Genomic DNA, 14,110 nt, shown 5'->3' with positions numbered 1-14,110 from the left:
TCATTACCTGCAAATCAATCGGTTCACGCCGATTTCGGTCCGGTCCTCCTGGGGATCGGACCGTTCGCGCAACGATCGTCTAACCCCATCTTAACCATTCCCGCCGCATAGCCGATCCGAACAACGGCAAGGCGCAGGTGAATGGCCACGGACGGACAGGGCAGCAGCGGACCGCTTCGCGCGGCGGACAAGCCGGTGGCACGGCTGCTCAAGGCATGTCGCCACTCCTTCTACCTCGTCTTCTTCTTTACCGCGATCACCGAATGCCTCGCGGTCGCGCCGATGCTGTACATGATGAGCGCCTATGACCGCGTCATCAGCACGCGCAGCGGCGTCACGCTCGTCTCGCTGACGCTGCTGATCGTCGGCGTATACTTGTTCTGGTCGGCGCTCGAATGGATGCGCACCCGATTGCTGATCCGCATCTCGCTGCGCACCGACTGGGATCTGGCAGCGGACGTGTTCGACGCCTCGTTCCGTCGCTCGGTCGGGCGGCGGAACGTGAATGTCCAGCAGTTGATGGGCGACGTCGTGTCGTTCCGTCAGTTCATGACCGGCGAGCCGATCCTCGCGCTGATGAGCGCGCCGTTCGCGATCGTGTTCATCATCGTCGGTGCGCTGTTCCACCCGTGGCTGGCCGCGTTCATCGCGGTCGCGGTGGTGCTGATGCTGGTATCGGCGTGGTTCACCCAGAAGATTTCCTCGCCGATCCTGAAGGCCGCCAACGACGAGAATACGGAATCGCAGGCGGTCGCCGCCGATGGCCTGGCGCAGGCCGATGCGACGCTGGCGCTGGGCATGCTGCCGGCGGTGCGCCGGCGGTGGCATGACAAGCATCGGCAGTTCTTGCAGATGTCCGTCAACGCATCGGAGGCCAGCGGTATCGCCGGCGGCCTGTCGAAATTCCTGAACAAGGCGCTGCCCTCGCTCCAGATCGCGCTGGGCGCATGGCTGGCGATCAATGGCGAGATCACCGGCGGCATGGTGATCGCCGCGTCGATGCTGATCTCGCGCGCGGTCTCGCCGCTCCAGCGGCTGATGGGCAACTGGCCGCAGATCGTGCAGGCACGTGCCGCCTATGACCGGTTGAATATCCTCCTCACCGAGGAAGCCCGCAGCGCCGGACGCATGGCGCTGCCCGCGCCCACCGGCCGGCTCGACGTGGTCGGCGCCGCCGCCGCCCCGCCAGGCGCGACCAGGCCGGTCGTCACCGACGTCAGCTTCGCCATCCGCCCGGGCGAGGCGGTGGCGATCATCGGTCCGTCGGGATCGGGCAAGACCTCGCTCACCCGGCTGCTGGTCGGCGTGTGGAAGCCCGCCGCCGGATCGGTCCGGCTCGACGGCGTCGAGCTGAACGAATGGAACCATGACGAGGTGGGGCCGCATATCGGCTTCGTGCCGCAGGAAATCCGTTTCCCCGAAGGTACCGTCGCCGAGAATATCGCCCGTCTGGGCGAGGTCGACAGCGAAAAGGTCATCGCCGCCGCCCGTCTGGTCGACATGCACGACACCATCCTCGCCTTTCCCGACGGCTATGACACGTTTCTGGGCAAGACCGGGTTCCAGCTGTCGGGCGGGCAGCGCCAGCGCCTCGCCATCGCCCGCGCCTTTTATGGCGACCCGGCGTACGTCGTGATGGACGAGCCGAACGCGAACCTCGACGAAGTGGGCGAGACCGCGCTGCTCAGGGCGATCACCGCCATGAAGGCGCGCGGCACTAGCTTTGCGATCACCACCCACCGCCCGCGCCTGATGAGCGTGGTCGATAACCTGCTGGTGCTGCGTCAGGGCCGGCAGGTCGGCTTCGGCCCGGCGGCCGAGATGATCGCGGCGGTGCGCACCGTGCGCACCGGCGCGGAAGACCCGAAGCCCGCCCCCAAGCCCGTCGTGGTCGCCCCGATCACGCCACAGGCCGCCTGAAGGAAACGGACGACATGGCAACGGTAACCGATGCAGGGGGCTGGGCCGCCCGGTTGAAGCGCAGCTGGAACCCCTATGACCCCGCCCGGCTCGCCGAGCGCGGGCTGGAGCCGGTCGCGGTCGAGGAATCGACCGTCCGTCGCCGGGGGACCTGGCTGATCGTGACGGCGGTCGGCGCGTTCTTCGTCTGGTCGATCACCGCGCCCATCGATGCCGGTTCGAACATGGTCGGGACGGTGACGGTCGCGGGCTATCGCAAGGCGGTGCAGCATCCGACCGGCGGCGTCGTGCAGAAGGTGTTGGTCAGCGAAGGCGACAAGGTGCGCCAGGGACAGGTGCTGCTGCGCATCAACCCGCTGGAAACCGAGGCGACGCTCACCAACCTGCGCCAGGAATATATCAACACGCTGGTCAGCGTCAGCCGCGCCAAGGCCGAACTGCTCGGTCGCGGCATCGTCTGGGACCCTGAACTGGCCGCGCTGGAGCGTGAGAGCCCGAACGAGGTCGCCGAGGCCAAGATGCTGCAACAGCGCTTCTTCACCACCCGCCGCCAGCAATATGCCGAACAGGCACGCGGCCTGAGCGCGCAGATCGCCGGCCTGTCGGGCGCGGTCGCATCGCACCGGGTGCAGCTGGGCACGCTGTCGGAAGAGCTGCACAGCGTCGAGACGCTGGCCAAGGACGGGTTCGTGCCCAAGGCGCAGTATAACACCACCTTGCGCAACAAGGTCGATCAGGAAGCGGCGCTGCAGACCGCGCAGGCCGATGTCGGCAAGATCCGGGCGCAGATGGCCGAGACCCAGTCGCAGTTCCAGAGCGAGGTCGCCAAGGAGCTGACCGAGTTCCAGAAGAACCGCGAGGCGCTGGCCACCAAGCTGTCGGCGGCGCGCTTCAACCAGTCGCTGAGCGAGATCCGCGCCCCCGTCGCCGGCACGATCGTCAACCTGAAAGTATTTACCGAAGGCGGCGTCATCAACGGCGGCGAGGTGCTGATGGAAGTGGTGCCGTCGGACGGCGCGCTGATCGTCGAGACCAAGGTGCCGCCCGCATCGATCGACAAGGTCCATGTCGGCATGCCCGCCGATGTCCGCTTCACCTCGTTCAACGCCACCATCACCCCCGTCGTCCACGGTACGGTGAAGTCGGTCGGTATCGACAAGCTGAAGGCCAAGCCCGGCGAGGAAGTGCGCGAGAACGAGGATTATTATCTCGCGCAGGTCGAGATCGGGCCGGACGCGCTGAAGGAGCTGGGCGACAACCAGCTGCGCCCCGGCATGCCCGCCGACGTGATCGCCAAGCGTGGCGAGCGCACTTTCATGTCGTGGCTGCTCAAGCCGCTGGCCGACAAGTTCGCGCGCGCTTTCAAGGACTGATTTCCATGTCATCGCATCGCCTGCCAGCGACCGCCCTCGCAGCGGCCATCGCATTAACCATGAATCCGGCCGGAGCCGCCCCGCGTGCCCAGACCGGCGGGGTCAACGTGCCGCCGGTGCCGATGAGCAGCGCCGCCGGACAGGGCAGCACCGCGACGTCGGGCGGCACCGCGCCGCCGCCGGTGACGATCGATCGGGTCCCCTCCAGTCCCGCGCTACCGCAACCGGCACTGGGCGGGCGCGTCACCAGCTTTCCGCTGCCCCCCGCCACGTCGTTTTCGCCCGACGTGCCGCCGGTGCCGCAGCGGCCGGTTTCCGGGCCGCAGGCACCGCTCGGCAACACGCCCGAGGCGGTCGGACCGGTCGATCCGCAGGTACAGGGGCCGCGGGCCCCCGGCGAACGGCGGGTGCGGGTGCCCGGCGAGATCGATCTCGTCTCCGCCTACACGCTCGGCCGCGAGAACGATCCGACCTTTCAAGCGGCGATCGCCGAGCGCGACGTGAACCGCGAAACGGCGGGCCAGACCATCACCGCCTATCTCCCGCAGGCCAGCTACACCTATAACAACATCCCGACCGAAGGCGGTGCGCGGCACGTTGCGACGGTGACGCAGCCGATCGTCAGCATGTCGGGCCTCGCCACGCTGAAGCAGCGCCGCCCGCGCCGCGCCTATGCCGACGCCACGCTGGAGGTGCGCGCGCAGGATCTGGCGACGCGCACGATGACCGCCGTCGCCGACATCATCAAGGCGACCGAGGCGATCGCGCTTAACGATGCGCGCATCGCCGCGTTCAGTACCCAGTCGCAGCGGGCGAGCCGGCTGTACAAGGCGGGCCAGGGCACCGTCACCGACGCCCGCGACATCGAGGTGCGCTACGAACAGGCGCTGGCCAACCGCATCCTGTTGAACAGCGATCTGATCGCGGCGTCGACGCGGTTGCGCTCGATCACCGGACAACCGGTGCCGCCGGGCGCGTTCCGCCTTCCCGACCGGTTCGGTCCGGTCGTGCTCGACCCGATCGATGCCTATCTCGGCACGCAGGAATCCGCCAATCCGCAGATCGAGGCGGCGCGCCAGACCGAACGGATCAACCAGCTCGAAGCGCGCCGGGTGCGCGGATCGATCTTTCCGGTGCTGGGGGCCAGCGCGACCTATACCCGGCGCAACGGACTAGCCGACAGCTATGTCGGCCTGTCGCTGTCGGCACCGCTCAACGCCGCTTCGATCTTTCAGGTGGGCGCGGCCAATGCGACGGTCCGCCGTTCGTACGAGGAACGGCGGCAGGTCGAGGAACGCGCCCGCACCGAACTCGAACGGCTCCACGCGCTGGTCGATGGCGGGCGGCAGGCGCTGGCGATCAATGCCAAGGCGATCCAGGCCGCCGAACTGTCGGTCGAAGCGAACAGTCGCAGCTATGAAGGCGGCGTGCGCACCAATGTCGATGTCGTCAACGCGATCCAGACGGTGTTCGAGGTGAAGAACGCCTATGTTCAGGCAGCGACGACGCTTTCGATCAACTATCTGAACCTCCAGCTGCTGGCCGGCGTCGCCCCCGAGGATGCGATGGCGACGACCCAAGCCTTTCTGCTGGGGAACTGACCATTGCCGGTGGCCGCGGTCGCGGGCAGGACGGGGGCGATGGACCCGATCGACACGTTGCTGACCGATGCGCAGGCACGCCGCGATGCGGGCGACTGGCCGGCGGCGGCGGCGCTGTTCGCACGCGCCGCCGAGGCGCGTCCGGCCGACGCCGCGATCTGGCAGAATCTCGCACTGGCGCGGTATGCCGCAGGCGAACGGCGCGGGGCGACCGAGGCCGCCGCGCGCGCGGTCGCGATCCAGCCCACCTTGTGGCAGGCGCGAGCCCTGCTCGCCCGCGTCGCGCGCGACGGCGGACAGCCGGTCGAGGCCGAACGGCAGTGGCAGGCGGTGCTGGCGCACGATCCGGCCAGCGCCCCGGCGCTGATGGGGCTGGCCGACCTGCACCTCAACGTCTTCGGCGATGCCGCGCGGGCGGCGGCGCTGGCCGGTCGGGTCGCGCAGGACCCCGACTGGGCGAGCGATGCCGAACTGACGCGGTTGATGGCGGCGCTCTATACCGGCGCACTCGCGCCGGTGGCGTTGAGCGAAGGACTGCGGACCTTCGCGCGCACCCATCTGCAACGCCCGGCGGCTCCCGTCCGGGTGTTGCGCAGCGGGCGGCGGCGGGTCGGGCTGATCTCGCCGTTGCTGTCCGCCTCACCGGTCTATTTCCTGACCTTCTCGACCTGGGCCGCGCTGGCCGCGACGCATGATCTGGTGATCTTTCAACGGGGGACGCGCGACGATGCCGCGACCGCGCAATTCCGTGCCCTTGCCGGCGAATGGCACGACGTCGCCCATGTGCCACCCGAGGCGCTGACCGACCGTCTGGTCGCCGCCGAGCTGGACGTGGTGTTCGATCTGGGCGGGTGGAGCGACGTCGGCGCGCTGTCGGCGCTGTCGGCGCGGCCGGCGGCGCGGGCCTTCACCTGGATCGGCGGCCAGTCGGCCACCACCGGGCTGGATGCGTTCGACGGGTGGATCGGCGACAAATGGCAATCGCCCGCGACGTCGCGCGCGCTCTATGCCGAACCGCTGGTCGAGATCGATCGCGGCTATTGCGACTATACCCCGCCCGCCGCGATCGCGCGGCTGCGCGACCTGCCCAAACAGGGCGTCGCGCTGGTCGGCAATCCGGTGAAGGTGACCGACGCGCTGCGCCCGCTTTGGCCCGAAGATGTGCGAGAGGTGACGCTGATCGACCGCCGCTATGCTTATGGCGCCACGCTGGAGCGGGTGCGCCGCGTTCTGGAGCCGATCGGGGTATCGATCGCGGCGGTCGTCACGCCCGATGGCCATGACGCCTATCTGGCGGCGGTCGCGCGGCACCGGGCGATCGTCAACACCGCCCCCTATGCCGCCGGACTGACCGCCGTGGAGGCCTATCATCTAGGCGTGCGCGTGATCGGGCCGCCATCGGGCGGGCCGTTGTTCGCGCAGCGCCATGTGCTGTCCCATGCGCGCACCCGGGGCCGCAATCCGACGCTCGCGCGTCAGATCGCGGCGCTGATCGCGCAACCCGCCTGACCCTGTCCCTCTCGCTCGGCATCCGGATGACCCCGCTTCAACGCAAGTTCCACCGCCTGATCCGCGCCACGCGCACGTTCGACGCCGCCTTCTACGCCCGGAACAATCCCGATCTGGCCGGCGAAGAGGATCTGCTGGCGCAGTACATCGTGCGGGGCGAGGCGGAGAACCGTGCGCCGTCGCCTTATTTCGATCCTCTCTGGTATCGCGGACAGCTGCGTCGCGTGCCCGAGGGGCATTGCCTGCTGGCGCATTATCTGACGGTCGGCGACGGCGACGGCTATCAGCCGATGATCGGCCTCGACCCCGCCTTCGTCCGGACGCGGGCCGGTCGCCGCGACGAACCCGCGCTGGTCGGCTATGTGCGCGCGGTCGAGGCCGGGCGTCCGGTCGATCCCAACCGTTTTTTCGCGGCGGCATGGTATGGCGAACAGAATCCGGATGTGGTCGCGGCCGGGGTCGATCCCTATTGGCACTGGGTCCATGTCGGTGCCGATGAAGGGCGGCTGCCCTCGCCCGATTTCAACTGGTTTGCGCTCCGCGAACGCTATCATCTGTCGGGCAGCAATGCGGAGGCGTTTCGCGCGCTGATGGCGCGCTGGCGACTGCTGGGCGGCGGCGACGACGATACCGGCACCGACCGCACTTCGGCGGCCGAGCGGATGCAGGAGGAGGTGCGCGCCAATCACCGGCCTTCGCCGCTCTACGAACATCACGCCGCGCCCCCGGTTGCGGACACGCGGCGGCGTTGCGACGTCTATGCCTTCTACCTGACCCAATATCACCGCGTCGCCGAGAACGACGCGTGGTGGGGGGAGGGGTTCACCGAATGGCATAATGTCGTGCGCGGCACGCCGCGTTTTTCGGGCCATTATCAGCCGCGCGTCCCCTCAGCGCTGGGGTTCTACGACCTCGAGGACCCGCGCATCATGCCGCGGCAGGTGGCGCTGGCGCGGCAGGCCGGGCTCGCCGGGTTCGCCTTCTATTACTATCATTTCGGCGATCAGCGGCTGCTCGAGCGCCCGCTCGATCGCTTCGTTGCCGATCCGTCGCTCGATACCGGTTTCTTCTTGATCTGGGCGAACGAGACCTGGTCGCGCCGCTGGGACGGGTCGGAGGCGGAGATCCTGCTCGAACAGCGCTACCCGGACACGCTGCCCGGCGAAGTCGCCGCCGATCTGGTGCGCTATGCCGCCGACCCGCGCTATCGCCGGATCGGGGGGCGGCCGTTGTTCGTGATCTATCGCGTCGGGCACCTGCCCGATCCGATGGGCTGGATCGCGCGCTTCCGCGAAGCCTGCCGCACGCTCGGCGAAGACCCGGTGATCTGGATGGCGCAGACCTTCGAGGATCTCGACCCGCGCGTCTACGACCTTGACGGGGCGATGGAGTTTCCGCCGCACAAGCACAGCCGCGAACTGCCGCTGGCGATGCCGCAGCGCCCCTTTGGCAGCAATCCGGCGCTGAAGGTATGGGATTACGACCGCTTCGTCGCGGCGGCGCTGGCCGATCTCGCCGAACCGACCCCCTATCCGCTGGTACGCGCTTGTTTCCCCTCTTGGGACAATGACAGCCGCCGACAAGGCGCTTCTTCGGTAATCCACGGATCGACGCCCGCGCTGTTCCGCCAGTGGCTCGAACCGCTGGTCGCTGCGGCGGAGGCGGACAGCGACGATCCGATCGTCTGCATCAACGCGTGGAACGAATGGGGCGAGGGTGCCTATCTCGAACCCGATCGCCATTTCGGCTATGCGTATCTCAACACCGTACAGGCGGTGATGCACCCACAGGACGACGCCGGCGGGCTGAAGATCGTGCTGGTCGGGCATGATGCCTTTCCGGCCGGGGCGCAGCGGCTGCTGCTGCATCTCGGCCGCACGCTGACCGCCGATCTGGGGGCGAGCGTCCGCTTCGTGTTGTTGCGCGGCGATGCTGGCTATGACGGGCTGCTGCCCGACTATCAGGCGGTCGCGCCGACCATCGTGTGCAACACGCATCGTCCAGTCGATCGCGTCGCAGCCGACCTGGTGCGCGACGGGTTCGGCGCGGCGATCGTCAATAGCGGTGCGTCGGCCTCGGCTCTCAAGCCACTGGCTGATGCTGGGCTCAAGGTCCTGTCGCTGATCCACGAACTGCCCGCTATGGCCAACATGCTGGGCTTCGCGCCCGATCTGCGCGCAGCGGCGGGGGCGGTACGCGGCTTCGTCGCGTCCACCCGATCGGTCGCGCGGGTGATCGGGGATGCCGGGGTACCTGCCGATGCGATCACGCTGTTGCCGCAGGGCCAGTATCGCCGCGTCGCGCGCGTCGATCGCGATGCCGCAAGCCGCGCGCTGCTGGGTCGGGATGACGACCGTGCGGTCGTCGTCGCGCTGGGCTATGGCGACCGGCGCAAGGGGGTCGATCTGTTCGTCGCCGCCGCCGAAGCCGCCTGCGCCGCGGACGAGGCGATGCTGTTCGTGTGGCAGGGCGACTGGGACCCCGCCACCGCGCAGGCACTGGCCGACCGGATCGAGCCGCTGGTCGCGGCGGGATGGCTGCTCCACCTGCCCGACAGCCCGGAGATCGAGACGCTGATGGCAGCGGCCGACCTGTTCCTGCTGTCGTCGCGCGAGGACCCGCTGCCTTCCGCCGCGATCGAGGCGTGGTCGTGCAGTCTGCCGGTGGTGGCGCTGGCCGATGCCGGCGGGATCAGCGACCTGATCGCCGGGGATAGTGATCTGGGCGTGCTGGCCGAGGGCGAGGACGTCGCATCGCTGGCAGCGGCGGTGCAGGCCGGGCTTGCGCTGGGCCGGTCGGAGGCGCGTGCGGCGTGGGCGGCGGAACGGTTCGACTGGCCGGGCTATGTCCGCGCCTTGTTGGGACTAGTACTCGCTCCCCCGGCCGTGGAGGTCGCGATCATCGGCCATAACCATGGCCGCTTCGTCGCATCGCGCTGCGCCAGCATCGCACAGCAGACGCTGCCGCCCATGCGCGTCACCTATCACGACATTGCCTCGACCGACGGCAGCGCCGCCGCCGCGCGCCACGAAGCCGCGCGGCTCGGCTTCGGCTTCCGCGCCGATCCGGCCAATGGTGGCCATCTGCCGACCAGCTGGCGACAGATCGTCGCCGACAGCGATGCCGAATTCCTCCATCTGGCCGAAGGCGACGACTGGATCGCGCCCGACATGCTCGACCGCTGCGTCACCGCGTTGCAGGATGCGCCCGACGCCGCCTATGCCTTTACCGCGGTCGAATGGATCGATGGCGACGATCAGGTGATCGCCGATCATTCGGGCTATCCGGCATCGGTGATCGGTACGGCCGTTCAGGATGGTGCGATCGATGCAGCAACGCTGCGCGCGTCGGGGATGCGGATACGCAATCCGGTGCTGTCGGTCAGTTCGGTGGTCTGGCGGCGCGCGGTGCTGGCCGAGCTGCTAGAGCGCGAGCGGGCGGCGCTGGCCTCGCTGGACTTCGCGTTCGACTGGCTGTTGTATCTGCGCGCGGCGGCGGCGGGCTATGGTGCGGTGTTCGTGCCCGAACCGCTATGCCGCCACCGGCAGCACGCCGCTTCCTTCGCCGAACGCAGCGATGCCGGACGCCACCATGCCGAAATCGCCCGCGTCCACGCACTCGACCCCGGTCCCGACCGGGCGGCGGAACGGGCGGCCTATCTGGCGTCGATCGTGCAATAAGCAGGGTCAATCGGCTGATCCGCGCGCTACCGCCCCAGCAGCCGCGCCATCCAGCTCCGCCGGGGCGATGGCGCGGCCTCCGACTCGGGTTGCGCAATCACCGGCGGCGCGACCGGTTCCGGGGGCGGTGGTGCGTCGACCCGTACCCGGCCGCTGGCGACCGCCAGCGCGATATCGTCGAGCGACAATTCGTCCAGTTCGGCCAGCGACGGCATTGCCGGACGCTGGCGTGGCGGAAGTTCGGTCACGACCGCGCTCGTCGGTGCAGGCGCGATCATCGGCGCGGGTGGTGGCACGACAACCGGCGCAGGCGGTGCCGGTGGTTCAACCGCTTCGGGCTGCACAGGAGCCGCAACCGGCGGCCCCTCGATGGTCAGTGGGCTGCCGGGCATGGCCGAACCGTCGGGTAGCGCGATCGTGACCCGGTTAGCTCCCGGCATCAACCGGCCTTCAAGGAACAGGTGCCAGCCCCCGGCACCGCGCGACATGCCCTTGGCCGCCAGGTCGGCGCGCGTCCCCTCCGACAGCACGGTCACCGGGTCGTCCTCGCCGACCGTGATCGTCACCTCGCACGGGTCGCCGGTCGCGGTCAGCGCCCAGCCCGACAGCAGCCGGGCATTGGCGCTGTCGATCGCGCCCAGATGGCGCGGCGCAGGCGCGGCGGCGGGGGCCGGCGTCCATATCACCATGCGCGGGCTGCCCGACACGGGCGTGCCGTCGGGCAGGGTGACATCGACACGGTTCTCGCCCGGCTCCAGTGCGTCGGCCAGTTCGATCCGCCATCCGCCGGCACCGCGCGACTGGCCCTTGGCGGCCAGATCGGGGCGCGGCAGGTCGGATGCGGTGGCAAAGCTGCGGCCGTTTACGGTGGCCGTGACCTCGCACGGATCGCCCTGTCGCGTGATCGCCCAACCGCTCAGCCGTCCCTGCCGGTCGTCGTCGACCGCGCCCAGATAGCCGATCGTCGGCGTTGGTGACGGTTTGTCAATCAGTTCCATGGTTAACGTCCCTCGACCGGGCAGGTGGTGTGCATGTCGCCGCACCCTACCGCCCGGAGGTCACGAGGTGGTTAACGATGCCGGATGTTCGCGATCAGGGGATGCAGGAGGAACCGCCGCGCATCTTTCAGATCCATTATGAGGATTGGCATCGCAGCGTGTGCGACCCGCGCTTCATCCCGCTCGACAATCGCGGGCCGGCGACCGAATATCTCGAATTCGACCTGTTCGAACGGCTGTCGATCTCGCCGCATGTGCAGGGTGCGGCGTTATGGGGTGCCCTGTCGTGGCGTTTTACCGAAAAGACCGGGCTGGACGGGGGCGAATTGTTCGATCTGATCGCCGCCCATCCGGGTCACGACGTCTATTTTTGCAACCCGCATCCGCAGCATGAGGGTATCTACCACAATCTGTGGGTGCAGGGCGAAACCGCGCATCCCCGGTTCGTGGAGCTGTCGCGTGCCTTTCTGGTCGCGGCCGGGCTGCCGGGGGAGGCCGTCGACACGATCGACCCGTCCAGCCAGTATTCCACCGCCAATTATTTCGTCGGCACGCCGGCGTTCTGGTCGGCCTATCTGCCGTTCGTGCGCGGCGCGATCCGGCGCGCCGACGCCAATCTGTCGGCCGGGGACAAGGCCGCACTGCACAGCACCGCCGCCGACGACCGCATGGTGCACAAGGGCTGCACTTATATGCCCTTCATCGTCGAACGGCTGTTCCCGCTGTTCCTGCGCACCGCCGGCGCGCATCTGTCGGGGTTCAAGCTACCGCTGCCGATCCCCGAGGACGAGATGAACGTGCACCAGAAGCTGCTGCGCGAGATGAAGGACCATGCCTGTCGCGACCGGTCGTCCTGGCTGGCGGCATGCTGGGTCAATTATCGCAGCCTCTATCTCCAGCAGCAGCACGGCCGGCAATGGGCACAACGCTATCTGCGGCAGGTGACGCCGGGCGAGATCCGTTTTGCCTGACATGCCCGTTCCTGCGGCCGAGGTCGTGTTCGCCAGTGCCGAGGCGTTGCCGGCGCGGATCGGTCGAGACGACCGGCCGCTGGTGGTGATGCCGTATATCGACGTGGCGGCGGCGAAGCGGTCGGCGGTGCAGCTGGCCCGCCGTGCGGGTACGCCGGTCAGCGTCGTCTGCATCGCCGACGATCGGCGGCGCGGCTTCATCGCGGTCGCCAACGCGGCCTTTCGCCGCACGGATGCGCCGTACGTCGCCTATGTCGCGCAGGATGCGTTCGCCGGGCGCGGATGGCTGGCGCATGGGGTGTGCGCGCTGGACGCCGGACAGGGTGGGCTGCTGGCGTTTCACGACGGCAAATGGGCAGGGGCACTGGCAGCGTTCGGCATGGTCCGTACCGTTTGGGCACGCGGCAACTATGCCGGTGACCTGTTTAACCCCGGCTATCGCAGCCATTATGCCGATACCGAACTGACCGTGCTGGCGATGGCGGCCGGCGCGCTGCGCCAAGATTCGCAGGCGATGCTGGTCGAGGTCGACTGGGACAAGGAAGCCGCTGCCGTGTCGCCGGAGGACCGCGCGCTGTATGCCGAACGGGCGGCGGCGGGATTTGACGGCCGGGTAAGCGATGCCCGCTTACGAACTTTATTTGGCTAGCATGCAAGTTTCGATTGGGCGTATCGGATTTTCAACTTTCTTAGGGCAAGTTTCGAATATGAGCGATGTGGTTCCAGCACTGCAGGCAGCGGTTGCCAAAGCGGACTACGACACTGCCTATCGTCTGTACGAAAGCCATGCAACTGATTTAGATGGGAATATTGTCGCGCGCAATCTCCACGCCGAAACGCTGTTTGCGCAAGGGGATACAGAAGCCGCGCTTTCCTTGCTGCATGAAACGCAGACCAGATCGCCGTCCGATGTTCGAGCGCCATTGGAACTCGGCAAGATGTATCTGCGCCTTCATGATAAGGCATCGGCACTTGGCTGGTTCGAACGTGCCGCTGCCGTCGCGCCAGCAAATATGTGGTCTTACTATCACATTGCCCAAATTCATCGCCGACATGGTGATTTTGCTGCGGAAGTGGACATCCTGCGGCGGGGCGAACGGCATTGTCATGGGCGGGTGCTGGCAGCTGAATATCAGGCGATATTGAAGGAACTCGCGTCCGCCCGCACCTTGCTGGCGGTTCAGCCTCTGTCCGGTTACGAGGTCCGGCTCGCACCGCCGGCAGCGGAGGCTCCGGAATTGCCCGGATGCGTGCACGTGACGATGGCCAAGGACGAAGGCGACGTGATTTACGCCTGTCTGGCGGCATCGCACCGGCAGGGCTTCCGAAAGTTCATGATCGCCGACAATGGCAGCACGGACAATACGGCCGACGAGATACGCCGCTTCGCTGCCGATCATCCATCGGCGATCACCTTCATCGTCAGCGATCCGGTCGTCGGCTATTATCAGGACGTGAAGACGATGGCGCTGGTGGATTATGCTGCTCGGGTATTCGCGGGGATCGGGAGTCCGATCCGCTGGGCGTTTCCAATAGATGCCGACGAGGAATTGCAGGCGTTCGACAGCGAAGCCTCGCTGCGACAGATCGTCGATCATGCCGACCGCCAGGATGCGAAGATGATCGTGTTCGCGTGGAGCCATGCCGCCTCCGTGACTGCCCTGCAGCGGTTCGAACCCGAACAGGATTTGCATCGCAGTTTTCCATGCCGAAGCCGTTTCGGGCCGGGACTGGTCCGCAAATGTGCATTTCGCATCGACGGCGTTGCGATGGTCGAAATGGGTGCCCATTTCATCCGCGATTGTGCCGACCGGGAAGCGGATATGGTCATCGCCGCCGAACATGGTTTCGCCATGATCCATTATGCCGTCCGCAGCGTCGAACAGGCAAAACGCAAGACGGTCAACGGTTACAACGCGCTCAAAGCTGCAACCGGAATGGAAGGCATGGGCAGCCACTGGCGATCGGATTACGAAAAGTTCGTCGCACTAGGCGACGTTTTCTTCCAGCAGAAGGTTGAGGCCTATATCGACCGGGTGAAGAGGCACACAATCTGAT

The 14,110-nt window shown here is 67.5% G+C and carries 9 protein-coding genes; 8 read left to right on the top strand and 1 reads right to left on the bottom strand.

Translation table 11 applies throughout. The annotated features are described in order from the left end of the window. Positions 1–141: 141 nt before the first annotated feature. From ASE91_RS11300 to ASE91_RS11280, 5 genes are read left to right on the top strand one after another with little or no spacing between them, the layout of a single operon-like run. Positions 142–1,920, top strand: coding sequence for a type I secretion system permease/ATPase (locus ASE91_RS11300; protein ID WP_056626299.1), 1,779 nt, complete (start codon positions 142–144; stop codon positions 1,918–1,920). A 14-nt stretch (positions 1,921–1,934) separates the two neighbouring features. Beyond that, complete coding sequence (locus ASE91_RS11295) at positions 1,935–3,293, top strand: HlyD family type I secretion periplasmic adaptor subunit (protein ID WP_056626298.1); 1,359 nt, start codon at positions 1,935–1,937, stop codon at positions 3,291–3,293. 59 nt (positions 3,294–3,352) lie between these two features. Next, positions 3,353–4,894, top strand: coding sequence for a TolC family protein (locus tag ASE91_RS11290; protein WP_056626296.1), 1,542 nt, complete (start codon positions 3,353–3,355; stop codon positions 4,892–4,894). 39 nt (positions 4,895–4,933) lie between these two features. Next, positions 4,934–6,403, top strand: a complete 1,470-nt coding sequence (locus ASE91_RS11285) for a tetratricopeptide repeat protein (protein WP_056626293.1) — start codon at positions 4,934–4,936, stop codon at positions 6,401–6,403. 26 nt (positions 6,404–6,429) lie between these two features. Beyond that, positions 6,430–10,083 (top strand): glycoside hydrolase family 99-like domain-containing protein, encoded by a 3,654-nt coding sequence (locus ASE91_RS11280; protein ID WP_056626291.1) that lies wholly within the window; start codon positions 6,430–6,432, stop codon positions 10,081–10,083. Positions 10,084–10,109: 26 nt separating this feature from the next. On the opposite strand, the gene ASE91_RS11275 is transcribed toward ASE91_RS11280, so the two are convergent. Continuing rightward, positions 10,110–11,081, bottom strand: a complete 972-nt coding sequence (locus ASE91_RS11275; RefSeq protein ID WP_056626289.1) for a hypothetical protein — start codon at positions 11,079–11,081, stop codon at positions 10,110–10,112. Positions 11,082–11,158: 77 nt separating this feature from the next. On the opposite strand from ASE91_RS11275, the gene ASE91_RS11270 reads away from it, so the two are divergent. The 3 genes from ASE91_RS11270 to ASE91_RS11260 are packed head-to-tail and all read left to right on the top strand — an operon-like array spanning position 11,159 to position 14,109. Next, a complete protein-coding gene (locus tag ASE91_RS11270) occupies positions 11,159–12,052 on the top strand; it encodes a hypothetical protein (protein ID WP_056626287.1) in 894 nt (297 codons plus the stop codon). Between the two features lies 1 nt (position 12,053). Then, positions 12,054–12,701, top strand: coding sequence for a hypothetical protein (locus ASE91_RS11265; RefSeq protein ID WP_056626285.1), 648 nt, complete (start codon positions 12,054–12,056; stop codon positions 12,699–12,701). Between the two features lie 58 nt (positions 12,702–12,759). Continuing rightward, positions 12,760–14,109, top strand: coding sequence for a glycosyltransferase family 2 protein (locus ASE91_RS11260; protein ID WP_162233658.1), 1,350 nt, complete (start codon positions 12,760–12,762; stop codon positions 14,107–14,109). The last annotated feature ends 1 nt before the right edge of the window (position 14,110 follow it).

Origin of the sequence: Sphingomonas sp. Leaf62 (assembly GCF_001421915.1) — a bacterium.
GTDB lineage: Bacteria > Pseudomonadota > Alphaproteobacteria > Sphingomonadales > Sphingomonadaceae > Sphingomonas.
The sequence above is the reverse complement of the archived record's forward strand: the minus strand, read 5'-3'. Positions and strand labels throughout refer to the sequence as shown.